Annotated in this window: 19 protein-coding genes, 2 tRNA genes, 1 other RNA gene and 1 pseudogene; 11 read left to right on the top strand and 12 right to left on the bottom strand. The window is 52.2% G+C overall.

Annotated elements, in window-relative coordinates; genetic code table 11:
- Window positions 1-43 precede the first annotated feature (43 nt).
- The gene (ispF, locus tag ACXJJX_RS08435; protein ID WP_456434154.1) at window positions 44-526 is read left to right on the top strand and encodes a 2-C-methyl-D-erythritol 2,4-cyclodiphosphate synthase; all 483 of its coding nucleotides are present in this window, start codon (window positions 44-46) and stop codon (window positions 524-526) included.
- 22 nt (window positions 527-548) lie between these two features.
- Window positions 549-1691, top strand: a complete 1143-nt coding sequence (gene fbp / locus ACXJJX_RS08430) for a fructose-1,6-bisphosphate aldolase/phosphatase (RefSeq protein ID WP_456434153.1) — start codon at window positions 549-551, stop codon at window positions 1689-1691.
- Window positions 1692-1733: 42 nt separating this feature from the next.
- Here fbp and ACXJJX_RS08425 read toward each other — a convergent pair.
- From ACXJJX_RS08425 to ACXJJX_RS08410, 4 genes and pseudogenes are all read right to left on the bottom strand, one after another.
- A pseudogene (locus ACXJJX_RS08425) lies at window positions 1734-1841 on the bottom strand (hypothetical protein); the annotation flags it as partial.
- Window positions 1842-2079: 238 nt separating this feature from the next.
- Window positions 2080-2838 (bottom strand): carbonic anhydrase, encoded by a 759-nt coding sequence (locus ACXJJX_RS08420; RefSeq protein WP_456434152.1) that lies wholly within the window; start codon window positions 2836-2838, stop codon window positions 2080-2082.
- A gap of 145 nt (window positions 2839-2983) precedes the next feature.
- Window positions 2984-4129: a class I SAM-dependent rRNA methyltransferase gene (locus tag ACXJJX_RS08415; protein WP_456434151.1), complete on the bottom strand. Its 1146-nt coding sequence runs from the start codon at window positions 4127-4129 to the stop codon at window positions 2984-2986.
- A complete protein-coding gene (locus ACXJJX_RS08410) occupies window positions 4129-5892 on the bottom strand; it encodes an AMP-dependent synthetase/ligase (RefSeq protein ID WP_456434150.1) in 1764 nt (587 codons plus the stop codon). Before ACXJJX_RS08410 ends, ACXJJX_RS08415 begins: the two co-directional genes overlap by 1 nt.
- 140 nt (window positions 5893-6032) lie before the next feature.
- On the opposite strand from ACXJJX_RS08410, the gene ACXJJX_RS08405 reads away from it, so the two are divergent.
- The 9 genes from ACXJJX_RS08405 (at window position 6033) to recR (ending at window position 9712) form a co-directional block, all read left to right on the top strand.
- On the top strand, window positions 6033-6230 hold the full coding sequence (locus ACXJJX_RS08405; protein ID WP_456434149.1) for a CooT family nickel-binding protein: 198 nt from the start codon (window positions 6033-6035) through the stop codon (window positions 6228-6230).
- Window positions 6223-6405, top strand: a complete 183-nt coding sequence (locus tag ACXJJX_RS08400) for a DUF8180 domain-containing protein (protein ID WP_456434146.1) — start codon at window positions 6223-6225, stop codon at window positions 6403-6405. The genes ACXJJX_RS08405 and ACXJJX_RS08400 overlap by 8 nt, the downstream gene beginning before the upstream one ends.
- 58 nt (window positions 6406-6463) lie before the next feature.
- Entirely contained in the window at window positions 6464-6922 is a 459-nt protein-coding gene (gene tadA / locus ACXJJX_RS08395) for a tRNA adenosine(34) deaminase TadA (protein ID WP_456434101.1), read from the top strand.
- A 4-nt stretch (window positions 6923-6926) separates the two neighbouring features.
- Window positions 6927-7019: transfer RNA gene (locus ACXJJX_RS08390), tRNA-Ser, on the top strand.
- Between the two features lie 16 nt (window positions 7020-7035).
- Window positions 7036-7128: transfer RNA gene (locus ACXJJX_RS08385), tRNA-Ser, on the top strand.
- Between the two features lie 15 nt (window positions 7129-7143).
- Window positions 7144-7242, top strand: an RNA gene (ffs, locus tag ACXJJX_RS08380) — signal recognition particle sRNA small type.
- A 15-nt stretch (window positions 7243-7257) separates the two neighbouring features.
- On the top strand, window positions 7258-8784 hold the full coding sequence (gene dnaX / locus ACXJJX_RS08375; protein ID WP_456434099.1) for a DNA polymerase III subunit gamma/tau: 1527 nt from the start codon (window positions 7258-7260) through the stop codon (window positions 8782-8784).
- 3 nt (window positions 8785-8787) lie between these two features.
- Window positions 8788-9099, top strand: a complete 312-nt coding sequence (locus tag ACXJJX_RS08370; protein ID WP_456434097.1) for a YbaB/EbfC family nucleoid-associated protein — start codon at window positions 8788-8790, stop codon at window positions 9097-9099.
- Window positions 9100-9106: 7 nt separating this feature from the next.
- Window positions 9107-9712 carry a recombination mediator RecR gene (gene recR, locus ACXJJX_RS08365; RefSeq protein WP_456434095.1) on the top strand — a complete coding sequence of 202 codons (606 nt, stop codon included), beginning with the start codon at window positions 9107-9109 and terminating at the stop codon, window positions 9710-9712.
- On the opposite strand, the gene ACXJJX_RS08360 is transcribed toward recR, so the two are convergent.
- The 8 genes from ACXJJX_RS08360 to ACXJJX_RS08325 all read right to left on the bottom strand — a co-directional run bounded on the left by ACXJJX_RS08360 (window position 9648) and on the right by ACXJJX_RS08325 (window position 16080).
- Window positions 9648-10973: a dihydroorotase gene (locus ACXJJX_RS08360; protein ID WP_456434093.1), complete on the bottom strand. Its 1326-nt coding sequence runs from the start codon at window positions 10971-10973 to the stop codon at window positions 9648-9650. The two genes, recR and ACXJJX_RS08360, sit on opposite strands and share 65 nt — an antisense overlap.
- The gene (locus ACXJJX_RS08355) at window positions 10957-11901 is read right to left on the bottom strand and encodes an aspartate carbamoyltransferase catalytic subunit (protein WP_456434091.1); all 945 of its coding nucleotides are present in this window, start codon (window positions 11899-11901) and stop codon (window positions 10957-10959) included. The genes ACXJJX_RS08360 and ACXJJX_RS08355 overlap by 17 nt, the downstream gene beginning before the upstream one ends.
- Window positions 11902-12112: 211 nt before the next feature.
- The gene (locus ACXJJX_RS08350; RefSeq protein ID WP_456434089.1) at window positions 12113-12832 is read right to left on the bottom strand and encodes an ABC transporter ATP-binding protein; all 720 of its coding nucleotides are present in this window, start codon (window positions 12830-12832) and stop codon (window positions 12113-12115) included.
- Complete coding sequence (locus ACXJJX_RS08345; RefSeq protein ID WP_456434087.1) at window positions 12813-13592, bottom strand: ABC transporter permease subunit; 780 nt, start codon at window positions 13590-13592, stop codon at window positions 12813-12815. The genes ACXJJX_RS08350 and ACXJJX_RS08345 overlap by 20 nt, the downstream gene beginning before the upstream one ends.
- Entirely contained in the window at window positions 13589-14536 is a 948-nt protein-coding gene (gene wtpA / locus ACXJJX_RS08340) for a tungstate ABC transporter substrate-binding protein WtpA (protein ID WP_456434085.1), read from the bottom strand. The genes ACXJJX_RS08345 and wtpA overlap by 4 nt, the downstream gene beginning before the upstream one ends.
- Window positions 14537-14620: 84 nt before the next feature.
- Complete coding sequence (locus tag ACXJJX_RS08335) at window positions 14621-15109, bottom strand: YqhA family protein (protein ID WP_456434083.1); 489 nt, start codon at window positions 15107-15109, stop codon at window positions 14621-14623.
- Window positions 15110-15183: 74 nt separating this feature from the next.
- Window positions 15184-15579 carry an Hsp20/alpha crystallin family protein gene (locus ACXJJX_RS08330; RefSeq protein WP_456434081.1) on the bottom strand — a complete coding sequence of 132 codons (396 nt, stop codon included), beginning with the start codon at window positions 15577-15579 and terminating at the stop codon, window positions 15184-15186.
- 33 nt (window positions 15580-15612) lie between these two features.
- Complete coding sequence (locus tag ACXJJX_RS08325; protein ID WP_456434079.1) at window positions 15613-16080, bottom strand: Hsp20/alpha crystallin family protein; 468 nt, start codon at window positions 16078-16080, stop codon at window positions 15613-15615.
- Window positions 16081-16152 lie beyond the last annotated feature (72 nt).

The raw sequence follows: 16152 nt of genomic DNA, 5'->3' as shown, positions 1-16152 counted from the left end.
CGTGAATACCTATTCATTGCATGAGACCTTTTAGGGGATGATGATGATAAACTTTCGTGTAGGCCATGGCTATGATGTTCACGCCCTGGTAGAGGGGCGGCCCTTGATTCTGGCCGGGGTCTCCATTCCTTATCACAGAGGCCTTTTGGGGCACTCTGATGCCGATGTAATCACCCATGCCCTTTGTGATGCCCTCCTGGGAGCTGCTGGTCTTAGAGATATCGGCCACTTTTTCCCGGATTCAGATCCCCGCTTTCGTGATATAGAAAGCCTTAAGCTCCTGGGAGAAGTGGCCAAACTGTTGGCGGACAGGGGCTGGGCGGTGGGCAATGCCGATATTACCGTGATCTGTCAGGAACCAAAGCTTGCCCCCTATCGTCAAGAGATGATAAGACGGCTTAAAGTAGCCCTTGGAGGAGGGGTTGCTGTAAACATCAAAGCCACCACTACCGAACACTTAGGCTTCATCGGTCGGGGCGAGGCTATTGCTGCCCATGCCGTGGTTCTGATTGTCAAAAAGATTTGAGAAACAGAAAGGAGGTATTTTTATGAAGATTACACTTTCCATCATCAAGGCCGACATCGGAGGCTATGTTGGCCACTCTTCTACCCATCCGGAGGTGGTTGCTAAGGTCAAGGAGATGGCCGAGGCGGCCAAGGGGGATCTTCTCATCGACATCTCGGTCCTTACCTGTGGAGACGACATTGCTCTGGTGATGACTCATCAACAAGGGGTTGATAACGAGAGGATTCATAAGCTGGCCTGGGATGCCTTTGTGGCTGGGACCGAGGTCGCCAGGGGCCTTAAACTTTACGGAGCCGGGCAGGACCTCCTCTCTGATGCCTTCTCCGGTAATGTCCGAGGTCTCGGGCCGGGTATTGCCGAGATGGAGTTTGAGGAGAGAAAGAGCGAGCCGGTGATTGTTTTCTTTGCTGACAAGACGGCTCCCAGTGCCTGGAATCTTCCTCTCTATGAGATGTTTGCTGATCCGATGAATACCGCTGGATTGGTGATTGATCCTTCCATGCACGGGGGATTTACCTTTGAGATTATGGACGTCTATTCAGGTAAGGTGGTCAAATTGAAGACACCGGCTGAGCTTTATGATCTTTTGGCCTTGATCGGCTCGGTGAGCAAATATGTTGTCAGGGCCGTCTATCGCAATTCTGACGGCGAGATTGCTGCAGCGGCCTCGACCCAGAGGCTCTCCCTTATGGCCGGTCAATATGTGGGTAAAGACGATCCTGTCCTGGCTGTAAGATCTCAGAGCGGTTTCCCAGCCATCGGCGAGATCCTAGAACCATTTGGGCGTCCCTGGCTAGTTGAAGGGTGGATGCGGGGCTCTCATACCGGACCGCTTATGCCCGTTCCCTTTAAGCAGGCCAAGCCGACCCGTTTTGACGGCCCCCCCAGGGTAATTGCTGCTGGCTACCAGATCTGTAATGGCCGATTGATTGGTCCAGTGGATCTTTTCGATGATCCAGCCTTTGACATGGCCCGGCATGAATGTTCCTATATGGCCAACAGGCTCCGCCGTCAGGGGATCTTTGAGCCTCACCGTCTGCCACCAGAAGAGATGGAATATACCACCCTTCCTAAAGTCATGGAGAAACTCAAGGATCGTTTTACAGACTCTGGTGAGAAGATGGCCACTGGGGCCAAGATCCTCGAGAAGGAGGATATGGATTAGGAGTGAGATAGGGGCCCAACCCGGGCCCCTATCTATGAGCCTCTAGAGACGATCGCAGCGAATGTAGGCCAGAATTGCCTCCACTTCTTCGTCTATCTCATCACTTAATTCAGATAATTGATACGTCCGCTGGCAAACCTGACAGCGGAAGTAAACCGACCGTCAGTTACGAAAAAGCTCCAATTTGGTGCCACAAACTCTACACTTCAATTTTTTCTCTCCCTTTGGTGACCAAGCCATATTTAGCAGAATAGCGATATTAGGGCCTAAAGACAAGTCTTCCCTTTGTCTAGATTGGCATCTTTGCTAGGAAGGCCAACTTGGGAGTCATCAGAATTCCTAAAGAGGGCAGGGAAGGGGCGTGGGGATTTTTGACCAGTTCGTTTTTTTATTTGTGATGTCCGGCTATGGCCAGACCTTTGAGTTTTTCTGAGAGTTGGCTGGTGACAGAGTGTCTCTTGATGGCTTCAGGGTCGGTGGCTCCGTTTACATTGATGATGACCATTCGGCCGTAGCCTTTGCCGTAGGCGTTGATAAAGTCATAGATGGCTCCAACGACAACCAACTTCTCCTCCTTTACCAGATCGTGATAGAAGGAGATGGCCTGAGCTACCTGCCAGTCTACATTACGCTCAACATTTTTAAGCCAACGGCTTTCAAAGCTTCCCCGACCATCGTCGGCCGAAAGGGGCAGATGGAGATGATCCAGTTCATTGCGGATGGCCTCGGTCTCCTTGCTGTAGTCTCCCATAGCTGCCTTGACTGCACCGCAGTGGGTGTGGCCGAGGATGAGAAGTATAGGGGTGTGGAGATGAAGGACTCCATAGTCTATGGAGCCGTGAGAGACCGCTAGCTGATTGCCGATGTTGCGAATAACAAACATCTTATCGATAGGATCCTTAAGTAGGGCTGACATGTGTACCCGGGCATCGGCGCAGGTTATGAGGGTGACAAAAGGATGTTGAGAGGTCTGATAAGGGGCAAAGTATTCGGGATGGTGGCTAGAGACAAACTCGTCATTGCCTTTGACTATCTTCTCCAGGGCCTCTGGAGGGGTTGGCCCAGAGGTCCCGTGGCCTCCTGAGGCCCACACCTGACCGGCCAAGAGAAGAAAGCAAATTGCCAAAAATAACGATAAGCTCTTCATCTTCCGCCTCCTTTCTCCAAATTTTATTTTTATTGGGCACCCCGCCCCTTCCCCGATGAGAATGTTTTCTATTATATTTTTGCATTTACTACAACTTTTTAGTCTTTTGTTGAAAATCTTTATTGGCAGAAAGAGGCTCCTTAGGCTAGACGCGAACCAGGAGACAGCTGAGATAGGCTGTCTCCGGTATGGACAGGAGAACGGGATGGTCTGCTCCCTGACCTCGGGCCTCAAGAAGTATGGCTTGGCGGCCGAGACTCCAGGCGGCTTCGTGGACTAGTCTTTGGTGATCAGCAAGGCTTAGGTGGTGGGAACAGGAGCAGGAAATGAGGAGTCCGTCCTTCTTAAGGGCCTTTATGGCCAAGCGATTAAGCTGGAGGTAATTCTTGCGCCCGGCGGCAAAATGGCGCTTTTTTTTGATCAGGGCCGGAGGATCAAGAATTATCAGGTCGTAGGCCCCCGATAAGGGGGAGAGAAAACTGCGGACATCTTCTTGAAGGAAGCGGATCCTTCTGGTCAGGTTGTTCTTCTGGGCTGCGGTTGTCGCTTGAGAGATGGCCCAACCTGAGCGGTCAACGCCGAGGACCTCTCTGGCCCCATAGTAGGCAGCTACAAGGCCCCAGGAGCCAAGGTAGCAAAAGAGATCCAGGACCTTTTTGCCGGAGAAAAGATGGCTCCAGGCCTGTTGATTCTGACGCTGATCAAGAAAAAGGCCGGTCTTCTGTCCTAAAAGGGGATCGACCGGCAGGAAGAGATTATTGATCCTTACCCAATAGGGAAAGGTGAGTCTTCCTTTAAGAAAGTCTTTATCCAGCTGGCCTTTGAGGCCCTCCCCAGGGCTTAAAAAGATGGCTGCCTGGGGAAAGAGATCCTCAAGGGCGGAGACAATCTCCTCAAGAAAGTGGGCCATTCCCAGAGTAGTTACCTGAATGACCAGCAGCTCCTCGTATCGATCAACAATGAGGCCGGGGAGTCCGTCGGCTTCGCTAAAGACGAGCCGGAAGACCTCTTCTTCGGGAAAGAGCTTGCGTCGAAGACAAAGGGCCCTTTTGAGGCGCCTCTTAAAGAAATCCTTATCTGGCTTGATAACCTCTAGGGCTACTACCCGGAGGAGAATCCGGCCGTGGGGATCGAAATAACCGGTAGCCACTGGCTCCCTTCGAGGGGTAAGGATGATGACCCAGCCTCCAGGGAGACCCTTCTGGGATTCCTCAAGGTCGTCTTCTCTCAGCCAAAGGTGACCGGAAAGAATCCTTCTCAGCCCTTGTCTGTTGAGACGGACTTCTTCCATCAGGAATACATATCCTTTATCTGGGAAGCATATCTTTGGGCGATAAGGGTCCGTTTTTTCTTAAGGGTGAAGGTCAGAAGGCCGTTTTCTAAAGTCCATTCTTCCGGGATGAGGCGCACAAGGCCTACGTGTTCATAGGGGTGGATCCTGGCTTTGGAAAGGATATTTTTTATCTCTTGGTGGATGAATTCGCGGGCTTCTGACCTCTGACAAAGGAGGACAAAATCCTGGGGGAGCCCCTTTTCTTTTGCCCAGTCAAGGAGCTTCTGACGATCAGGGACAACCAGGGCCCCTAGAACCTTTTGGTCTTGGCCGACCAACATTACCTGGGAGATGTAAGGGCTTTTAAAGAGAAGGGCCTCGAGAGGCTCAGGATCGACATTCTCCCCGCTGGACAGAACGATGATATCTTTTATCCGCCCGGTGATGACCAAGTCTCCCCGAGGGGTAAGATAGCCTAGGTCACCGGTTTTTAAGAAGTTATCTTCGGTAAAGACGGCCCTGGTGGCCATAGGGTTGCGCCAGTAACCCTTCATTACCTGGGGGCCACGGATGAGGATCTCTGCTCGTCCCTCGGTCTTAGCTAAAAGGCGGAGCGTCGTTCCAGGAAGAGGGGGACCGGCGGTGCGAGGAACGTTTCGACCTGGGTAGCGGACAGAGATGACCGGTGAGGTCTCTGTCAGACCATAACCATTTAGGAGTTCGATTCCGATGGCTTCATAAAAATCCTCGAGTTCAGGGGCCAGACTACTTCCTCCGCTAATGGCCATCTCTATCCGGCCGCCGAAGGCCCTTCTGATCTTCCGGAAAAAGATGACCTCACCCAAAAGTCGTGGGAAGGCCGTCAAGACAAAGACAACAGCCCCTTTTAAACCGTCTTCAAAACTAGGGGCCTCGGTTTCTCCGGTAATCTTTTTCCGGGCCCGGCGGTTCAGGAGGGAGACCTTGAGGGCCCAATGGAACCAAGTCTTAAGACCTCGAGATGAGACCTGTTGGTGGATACGTTGGTAGAAGACCTCCCAAAGTCTGGGGACTCCGACTAAATAATGGGGAGAAAAGGTTCTTAAATCCTCACGGAAATGGCGCTTGTCGCTGAAGATGATCTCTACAGCAGAGGCCAGGAGTAGATATTCTACTGTTCTTTCCAGCATATGGTAGGGCATGAGGACCGAAAGATAACGTTTCCCGGCCTGAGGGTTCAGCAGGCTCTGGCAGGCCAAAACATTGGAGACAATATTGGCCTGGGTGAGCATTACTCCTTTGGGGTTACCTGTAGTCCCGGAGGTATAGACAATAGTGGCCAGATCTTCAGCCCTGGGTATAAGTGGCGGGATGGTTCCTTCGGGGATTCTCTTTTCAGAGATGACAAAGACCTGAGGGGGATGTCTCAGAAGATTGAGGACCTTCTCTAATCGGCTTAGGCCCTTTTTCTCAACGGTTACAGCTTTGGCCTCGGAGTGTTCGATAAGGGCGGCTAGCTCTTCTTCAGGGCTCGATAGCCCCCGAGGCACAGTTACCAGGCCCGAGGCTAGGGCCGCTAGGTCAGCCAACAGCCAATTGACCCCAGAGTCTATATAGATGGCTAATCTATCTCCAGGGCAAAGCCCTTTCTTCTGGAGTTCGTGGGCCAGAGAGCCGATTTTTCCCACTAGCTCTCTGTAGGAGAGGCTTCGCCACTTGGCCCCGTCTCGAAAGGTAAGGGCTGGGAGATGACCATGCCTTTGAGCAACCTCAAAAATGAGCTGGGGAACCGTCTTGGCCATGATTAGCCCCTAATTACCCGATCCAGGATCTGTCTTCCACACCTTCTTTATAAGGAGAGAGGCCAAATAAAATCTTGAAAAAAGTGCCAAGAGTAATTACCGAGTAGAGGCCTGAAGAGTTTCTGAAGGAAGGAGCCAAAATGTGTCAGGCCAAGGTAGTCCTCTTAGAGGGCGATCGGGAAGAAGAGGTCATGAAAGACGTCATCTGGCTGGAGGCCTCTTCGGGGCAGGTCAGCCTGCGGACCTTCTTTGATCCTCCCAAGACCATTGAAGGGACCATTGAAAAGATCGATTTTCTCAAACACATCGTCTATATAAGGAGAGAGAAAGATGGATGATCGAGAGCGACTCAAGGTTCTTATCCCTCACTGGATAGAACATAACGAAGAACACGCCAGAGAATTTGAGGCCTGGGCAGAGAAGGCCGCTGAGGCCGCTTCAGATCTTAAAGAGGCTGCCAAATTGATCTTTGCTGCCAACGAGGCTCTCAAGAGGGCGGCCGAAAAACTCTAATCTTGTTGCTCTTTAAAGCTCATGTTATTTTTTGTCCCGGATTTTTGCTCTTTTACAAATGAGAGAAGGTCTGGACGAGTTCTTCATGGCCGAGGCTCTGAAAGAGGCTGAAAAGGCCCGTCTGGTTGATGAGGTCCCGATAGGGGCAGTGGTGGTTTCGGCTGAAGGTGAGATCATCGGCCGGGGGCACAATGAGGTTATCAGGCGTCTTGACCCTACTGCTCATGCCGAGATTCTGGCTTTAAAGGAAGCGGCCCAAAGGTTGGCCAATTACCGACTCCTGGGAACAAGCATCTACGTTACCATTGAACCTTGTCCTATGTGTGCGGGGGCCTTGGTGCTGGCTCGAGTGTCTCGGCTGGTCTTTGGAGCCCGGGATCCCAAATCTGGAGCCTGTGGTTCCCTTTACCAGATTGCAAGAGACCCCCGGCTTAATCATCGTCTGGAGGTTGTCTCTGGCGTGCTTGAAAAGCAGTGTCGGGGGATCATCCAGGCCTTCTTCAAAGAGCGTCGTTAGGCCCGGAGGGGTACCGAAGTGGTCGTAACGGGGTCGACTCGAAATCGACTGTCCCCTTAAACGGGGACCGTGGGTTCGAATCCCACCCCCTCCGCCATGAGGCGTCATTATGCGGAGAGGTGCCCGAGCGGCCGAAGGGGCACGACTGGAAATCGTGTGTACGCCCACAAGGCGTACCGTGGGTTCGAATCCCACCCTCTCCGCCATTTTTATTTTTGGGCCGTTGGGTCCTGCGCAACGAATCCCTGTGAACCCCGCCAGGCCCGGGAGGGAGCAACGGTAGCAGGGCCCTTCGTGTGCCGCAGGGGAGCCCGACGGCCCTTTTTTTCTTTTTTATGGCCTACCTAGTCCTAGCCAGAAAATATCGTCCGCAGACCTTTGACGAGGTTGTTGGTCAGGATCACATTACCTCTACCCTGAAGAAGGCCCTGGCCTCCGGGAGGGTGGCCCATGCCCTGCTTTTTTCCGGCATCCGTGGGGTGGGGAAGACCTCCGTGGCCCGGATTCTGGCCAAGGCCCTGAACTGTGAGCAAGGGCCAGCAGAGAATCCCTGTAATCAGTGTTCTCTCTGTCAGGAGATCACCGCTGGCCGGGCTGTAGATGTCCATGAGATAGATGGGGCCTCAAACCGAGGGATCGATGAAATCCGGGAGCTTAGGGAAAATATTCGTTTTCTGCCGGCCAGGGCTCGCTATAAGATCTATATAATAGATGAGGTCCATATGCTCACCAAGGAGGCCTTCAATGCCCTTCTTAAGACCTTGGAAGAGCCCCCGGGCCATGTCTATTTTGTTTTGGCCACCACTGAGGCCCACAAGGTTCCCCTGACTATCGTCTCCCGATGCCAACGCTATGAGTTCCGGCGCCTTCCTGTAAGGCGTCTGATGGATCATCTCCGTCGGATAGCGGCTGCTGAAGGTCTAGAGATAGAGGAAGGAGCTCTTAGTCTTATTGCCCAGGCCGCCGAAGGTAGTATCCGGGATGCCCTGAGCCTGCTTGATCAGGCCTTGGCTGCTGGGGCCCGGACCGAGGCTCAGGTTATTGAGACCTTGGGGCTCGTCAGTCGAGAAGTCATCCAGGAGCTGATCATCGCCATTCTTGAGGCCGATTCTAAGGGGGCCATTTCCGTAATCGGCCGGGCTGCCGATTTTGGTTATGATCTTCTCCGGCTTTCTGAAGATCTGGTAGTTGCCTTTCGGGATCTTATGGTTATTCGTCTCTGTGGGGCCGATGAGGAACTTATTAATCTACCTCCAGAGGAAATAGGGCGTCTTGAGGCCCTGGCTCGGAAGATCTCTCCGGAGACCCTTCATCTTTACTTTCAAATCCTTCTTCGCGAGCACGAACAGGTAAGGCGCTCGGCCATTCCTCGTCTGGCTCTGGAAATGGCTGTTCTTAAGGCTTCTCAAGTAAAAAATGTCGTCTCCCTGGAAGAGGTCCTCAAGGAGTTAAAACGTCTTAAAAGCGGCACTAGCAGCTCCCCGGCCCCCCGGGGGACTTCAGACCCTTCTTCCAGAGATCTTACGGGCTTTATAGCCTTTGTGCGCGGAAAAAGTCCTCCTTTGGCCATCTGCCTTCGCCAGCAGGTAAAGGATAAGATCTGGGACAAAGGGATCTTGGCCATTAAGGTCCCCAAAGGCGGTCTTCTTGAACATCCTGATCGCCGTCGGCTTTTGGAAACCCTTCTTAAGGATTATTTTGGGCCTCAAGCCCAACTAAAGATAGATTTCTATGAGGAGCCATCCCAGAACAATGGCCAGCAATTACGCCGTCGACTCTTGCAAGATTCTCTTGTCCAGGAGGCGGTTAGGATTTTTAATGCTCGGATATCAGGAGTCAAAACCTATTCTCGAAAGGAGTAAGCTATGCAAAATATCAAAGATCTCATGCGTCAGGCCCAGAAGATGCAGGCCCGACTAGCCAAGCTCCAGGAGGAGTTGGCCCAGCGGACGGTGGAGTCAAGTGTCGGCGGAGGGATGGTTACCGCTGTAGTCAATGGTCGTCAGGAGTTAATCTCGGTTAAGATTGATCCGGAGGTGGTCAATCCAGAGGAGGTGGAGATGCTTGAGGACCTCATTGTTGCTGCTGTTAACGATGCCCTACGCAAGTCTCAACAAATGGTCCAGGAAGAGATGGCCAAACTTACCGGGGGCATGAAGATCCCCGGCCTTTTCTAAAGGGTCTATGGCCGCTTATCCTCCGGCCCTTTTACGACTGATAAACAACCTCTCGAGGCTTCCCGGGATTGGAGAAAAGACGGCCACTAGGCTTGCTCTTCAGGTCCTCCGCTGGCCCCGGGAAGAAGCCCGAGAGCTTGCTGAAAGCATTGCTCGCCTCCATGAAAGAGTCTCTCTTTGTTCTTATTGCCTTAACTTTACTGAAGATGATCCCTGCCCCATATGCACCGACACTTCCAGGGACAGAGAACTACTTTGTGTGGTCGAGGATTCTGCAGCCCTTGAGGCCTTGGAGAAGGCTGGTGTCTTTAAGGGACGCTATCATGTCCTTCACGGTTTGCTTTCCCCTCGAGATGGCATTGGTCCTAAAGAGTTAAGGGTCAAGGAACTTCTCGGCCGCATTCCAAAAGAGGGAATAAAAGAAGTTATCCTGGCCCTCTCGCCTACGGCCCCCGGGGAAGCCACTGCGGCCTATCTCCGGGACGTCTTGGTCGGGCTGGGGGTTAGGGTTTCTCGAATCGCCTGCGGTGTACCCATGGGTATGGAGATCAAATATGCTGATGAGATGACCCTACGTTTGGCCCTTGAGGGTCGCCGGGACCTTGGCGCCTGAAGACGATTTTTCCTCCGACCAAGGTAATAATTGCCTGGCCCTGCATCTCCTTCCCTAAAAAGGGTGTATTTTTGCTCCGCGAATGGAGGCTTTCGGGACTAACCCTCCAGAGACGATCTGGATCGATTACGGTGACATCGGCCGGAACTCCAGGCCTTAATGTCCCCCCGGGCAGGCCTAAGATGCGGGCAGGACCGGAGGAGAGGAGCTCTACGGCTCGCCTGAGGGTGATCCTCTTCTCTCGGACTAGTTTAAAAGTCAGAGGGAGGGAGGTCTCCAGGCCGATTAGCCCGCAGGCTGCCTGAGCAAACTCGATCTCCTTCTCCAGAATGCTATGAGGGGCGTGGTCAGTAGCAATGGCATCTATGACCCCTTCGGCCAGGGCCTCAATGATGGCCTCCCGGTCCTCCTCTGTCCTCAAGGGGGGATTGACCTTGGCCAAGGTGTTGTAGCCGGCTAGCGCTTCTTCGGTGAGGCTGAAGTAATGGGGAGCAGTCTCAGCGGTCACCGGGATTCCGGCCTCTTTGGCCCGGCGGATTATTTCACAGCTTCCCTTGGTGCTTACGTGGGCAATATGAACGGGGGCCTTGGTGAGGGCGGCCAGGGAGACATCGCGAAAGACGGCCACCTCTTCGGCTGCGGCCGGGATACCTTTTAGGCCCAAGAGGGCGGAGAGTTGGCCCTCGTTCATCTGGCCTCCGGCGGAAAGGGTCAACTCTTCCGAGTGGGAGATAATAGGAAGATCAAAATTCTTGCTGTATTCCAGAGCCAAACGCATAAGTCCGGCGTCAGCCACTGGCCGACCGTCGTCGGAGAGGGCTACGGCCCCGGCGTCTTTAAGATCGCCGAACTCTGTAAGTCTTTCTCCCTTTTGGCCGACGGTTATGGCGGCCACCGGATAAACCCGGCAGTGGCCCTTCTGGGTGGCCTGATCCCTAATAAATCTGGTAACAGCCGCACAATCATTGGGGGGCTTTGTGTTGGGCATGGTACAGACAGCAGTAAAACCACCGGCTACGGCGGCCATAGTGCCGCTGTCGATGGTTTCTTTGTATTCTTCTCCAGGTTCTCGAAGGTGAACGTGGAGATCGATCAGACCAGGGATCACGATCTTTGCCCGGCAGTCGATAATCTTGGCCCCCTCTGGGTTGAGGTCTTGGGCGATGGCCTTAATCTTGCCGTCCTCAATAAGGAGGTCTCCCTCCTGTTCTAAATCGGAGACAGGGTCAACTATCAGCCCACCTTTAAGCAGCAGTCTCACGGCCACCTCCCAGCAGGAGATAAAGCAGAGCCATCCGGACAGCAACTCCATTGGTTACCTGATCAAGGATGACCGAATAGGGGCCATCGGCCACCTCTGGGCTTATCTCCACTCCCCGGTTCATTGGGCCGGGGTGCATGATGATGCAGTCCGTGGATGCCAAGGAGACCCTTTCGGGGGTTAATCCAAAAAAATGGGCATATTCTCTCAATGAGGGGATAAGATCCCGACCTTGACGTTCCTTTTGGATCCTAAGGGCCATGATGACATCGGCCCCTTCGACGGCCTCTTCCACCTTGTAGGCCACCTTGGCTCCAAGAGCTTCTATCTCGGGAGGAATCATGGTCGCTGGGCCAGATACCCAGACCTGAGCTCCCAGTTTTTTAAGAGCTAGAATGTTAGAGTGGGCTACACGGGAGTGGGTTATATCTCCGATAATGGTTACCTTAAGGCCCTGGATCTGGCCCTTTTTTTCCCGGATAGTCAGGAGATCCAGAAGGGCCTGGGTGGGGTGTTCATGGGAGCCATCACCAGCGTTTATGACTGAGGCCTGGACGTGGCGAGCTAGAAGATGAGCGGCTCCTGAAAAGGGATGTCTTAAAACAATGATATCTGGAGCCATGGCCTCTAAGTTTTTGGCCGTATCGATGAGGGTCTCTCCTTTGACGACCGAGCTTGCAGAGGCTGTAATACTTACGGTGTCCGCCGATAATCTTTTGGCCGCCATCTCAAAGGAAATTCTAGTCCGGGTAGAAGGCTCAAAGAAGAGATGAACGATGGTTTTCCCTCGAAGAGTAGGGACCTTTTTGATGGGACGGGACATGATCTCCTTCATGGATGAGGCCGTCTCGAGGATAAGCTCGATGTCTTCTCTACTGAGTTCGGCCATTCCCAAAATGTGGCGATGTCGGAAGATCGTCTTTCCCATCTCGTAGAGGTTAAAATAAAGGCCTCAAGCCGAAAAAGGCTTGAGGCCTTTATTCCTGACGAAGACAACTTTTTCTTGGATTGCTTACCATCGGTGGCCAATCTCTAGCACAAGCCCCTGGCCGGGGTCAAGGGATTGTATTGATCGCCCCCGGCAGAATGAACTTTGGCTGGAACCCTGCTTTCGGACTCGCTAAAGTTGTTTCAGAAGACTAGTCTTCTGCCAGATTGAGCTCTCGGAAGAAGGCCGAGACTAAGTTGATAAAGGGGCTTTGGACTCGTCTTTCCAAGAGTCCTTTCCAGCTTCCTTTATAGATGAGGCGGCCGTCCTCGATGACAAAGATCAAGTCAGCCAGAAGATAGGCTTCAAGTGGGTCATGGGTGACGTGAAGGATAGTCAACTGGAAGCGTTCCCTGAGATCTTTAAGAAGGCGAATCATTTCTAGACGGAGATGAAAATCTAAGGAAGAGAGGGGTTCATCAAGTAGGAGGACCTTGGGATCAGCCATCAGAGCCCTTCCTAGAGCCACTCTCTGGGCCTGTCCTCCGGATAGTTCTCGGGGATAGCGTCGAAGTAATCCCTTTAGATCCAAGGTCCTTACCAGCTCGTCGAGGAAGGCTTGGGGAGGCCTTTGACCGCGGGCTTTGTGGCTAAAGATCAGATTTTCATAGACAGAAAGGTGGGGAAAAAGGGCCTGATTCTGTGGAAGATAGACGATTCTTCTTTTTTCGGTAGGCTGGAAGGTAATACTCCTTCCTTCAAGGATGATCTGGCCTTCGTCTGGCTGAAGGAAACCGGCCAACAGGCGCAAGGTGAGACTTTTGCCTGAACCACTAGGGCCGACCATTACGTGATAGGCTCCGGCCTTAAGGGTAAGTTCCAGGGACAGAGAAAATTCTCCAAGGCTTTTCTTAACCCTGGCCTGAACCATAAAGCCTCCTAAGCCCCCAAAAAATGAAAAAAAACAGGAAAAGGTTAATCAGAAGGACAAAGGCTGTAATCTCCTGAGAGGCCCGAAGCCCCTGCTCTTGAAAGCGTTCTAAAATGAGAACCGTCATCACTCGGGGATGATAGGCCAAAATGAGAAGAGAACCCATCTCACTGATTGACCGGGCGAAAGAGAGCAGGGCCCCTCTGAAGATGGCGGGCGCTGCTAGAGGAAAGATAATCCGGCGCCAAGTATAAAGCCGGCCGGCCCCGAGATTGGCAGCTACCAGCTCAAGCTCCTGGGGCACCTGACGAAAACCCACTGAAGCGGCAGCCACCAGATAAGAAAAACTTACGTACCACATGGCCAGGACGACGGCCGGCAGACTGTCGGTAAGATAAAGCCCCATTTTGGCCAAGCTCTTTCCCAGGAGGCTTCCGGGCCCCACTGCCAGCAGGAGCATGATCCCTACGGCTACGTGGGGGATGGCCACCGTGAGATTGATGAGGCCTTCAAGGAAGTCGGTTAGTGCGTTTTTATAACGGGCCAGAAAATAAGCTAGAGGGACACCGGTTACCAGGGCAGCCAAAGTAGCTAGAAAGCCGGCCCCAAAAGTTATCCTTAAGGCCTGAATGACCTCCTTGTCTCTTAAAGCCTCAATAATGCCGGAGAGACCAGTAGTGTAAAATAGATACCCTAAGGGGCCAGCCAGGACGACAAGCCCCAGAAGGGCTAAAACCCAGGCAAGACTGCGGCTAATCATGGTCTCAGGGGCTTGGGAGGATAAACGGGTATAAGATGGTGTCTTTTAAGAAGGCTCTGGCCTTGTTGAGAGAACAGAAATTCGAGAAAAATACGGGCCTCGTTTAGATGAGGAGCCCTCTTGACTATGGCCAGCCCGTAGGCAATAGGACCTCCGGAGATAAGTTTGCCGTCTTTGAGACGGACCGAGACCTTTTGGTACTCTTTGGCCCTTAAGACCTCTCCTAAGTTATGGGCAGCGGGTATCTCCACAAAGTCTAGTCCATGGTCCATAGCAACGCTTCGATACTCGAAGGCAAAATCCACCACTCCAGCCTCAATGAGGGCCAGAAGTTCTACGGATTTTGGCCGAACCTTTATTCGAGGTCCTGAAGGCCGCAGGGAAGAGGGGAGAATTATCTCCAGAGACCTGCCCTTGGAGACCAGCTCAAGGCCCAGTTCTTCCCTAAGAAGTTTTTTAAAGGGGATCAACTCCTGGTTTTCCAGGGTCCAGAGGGCCAAGCTCATCAGGGAACGATAGCCACAGGGATCAAGGTTAGGGTCTGAAAAGGCCCAGCGTACCCGGGGCTCAAGAAGTGGTTGGGCCCAGTTCTGAGGATCAGGAGGGGTAACCTCCTGGCGATAACAAAGGACCATACTGTTTTGGGCAAAAATATAGGCCTCTTCGGAAAAATGGGGAAAGAGAAATTGGGGAATCAAGCGATAGTCGGCACTGATGACGATATCGGCCTTTTTACCAAGATCAGTGATCTTCCTTATGGCCAAGAGTGAGCCGCTGGCCTCGCGGCGGACGTCTATGTCAGGATAGCGCTCCTCAAAGGCCTTTTCTATGGCGGCCAAAGGAGAGCTTAGACTTCCGGCATGAAAGATGATAACCAGCTTTCGGGCCTCCGCTAGGCCAGGGAACATCAGAAGGCAGACAAAGAGAGCAAGGACCTTCTTCATCGCCGGCTCCTAAAGTAGATCTAAGGATTTTCAAAAAAACAGAGCTATTATTACCGGCAAAGGCGGTGGTGTCTATAAGAGGACTTAGACCTTACCCTTGAGTCCGAAACGGAGGGCTTCTATCTTGACTTTTAAATAGAGGATGAGAGCTACCATGACCAAAAAGATAGCTCCTGCAAAGTAAAGGGTAGCCAGGGGCTTCTGCCAAGAGAAGAGATGTTCCATAAAGATGACGGCTAACATCAACGTGACCACGCTGGAGAGATTATGTTTTAGGTCTTCGAGATTTTTGACCTTAAGCCAGTTTGGAAGCCAAGGTATTTCCTTAAAGAAAAGTTCATGAAGGGAACAGGCTACCAGGAAAAGAAGAACTGCCAAGAGATAGCCATCAACAATGGCTACCATGTTGACCAAAACATGGGCGAAATTGGCCCGCGTGGCCTCATAGGCCATATGAATTATGTCGTAGGTGGCCTTTAAGCTTACCCAGCAGGTAGTAGCTATGGAGGCTAGGGCCAGAAGAATAACTGCCAATTTAATGAATAAAAAACTGAGCCTTAAGACAAAGATCAAGGAGGGAACTCCTTCATTTATGTTATAAAATTCGGGAGACCGACCCCTGGGGTCGGTCTCCCTATATGAGGATCCTAGCCTACCTTAATTTCAATCTTGCGGGGTTTTTCAGCCTCAACCTTAGGCAGAAATAGACGCAAGACCCCACCAGACATAGTCGCCTGAATCTTGTCCTGATCCACCTCTGGCCCTAGGGTAAAGGCTCGATAGTACTCCTTGCCGACAAACTCGGCGTAGAGGGGACTCACCTCTTCACCGGCAATCTGGGAGATCTCCCCCCGAATATGGAGGACGTTTTTGTCTATCTTGAGCTCCAGGCCATCTTTGGAGACCCCTGGCATGTCCGCCAAAAGGACAATGCCTTCCTCATCCTCATAGATATCTACTGATGGTACCATGGGCCGGATTCGTCTGCTGGCCTCAGCCGGAGAGGCCTCTGAACGAGTGGCCACTTCTTTGGTCTCAGCCATATTGCATCCCTCCTTAAGCAAAGATGGTGATTTTTATTTGATCTCTACTGGAATCTGCCGCGGTTTGACTTCTTCTTTTTTTCCCACAGTAATGATGATAATCCCGTCGCTATATCGGGCCTCTACCTTGTTGGGATCAATGGATTCCGGAAGAGAGATAATCCTCTGGAAACGGCCAGAGAAACGCTCTCGTCGATAAAAACGCTCTGGTTTGACTTCACGGACCTTAAGCCCCTCGCTGGCATCCCGCTCTCCGGATATGGAGAGGAGATTGCCCTCAATGGTAAGTTCTACCTTGTTGGGATCAACCCCAGGAGCAAAGACATAGACCTTGACCTCATCGGTCGTCTCCCCCACGTTGATTGCTGGAAATGTTCCTCGTACTACCCCCCTGATGGGAGAAATAGCCCGCGTGAGATCAAAGAGTCTGTCCAGCTCCTCTTGAAGACGGTCAAATTCACGAAAAGGGTCGAATACATCTGACCAGAAGCTAGAAAGCATAATATCACTCTCCTTTCTTTTGATTTTGCCCAATTTCTCCTTTTATTTTGCGTTTAAAAGATAAGCACCTCT

Source organism: Thermosulfuriphilus sp., from assembly GCF_054026695.1.
This window is presented reverse-complemented; position numbering and strand designations above follow the sequence as displayed.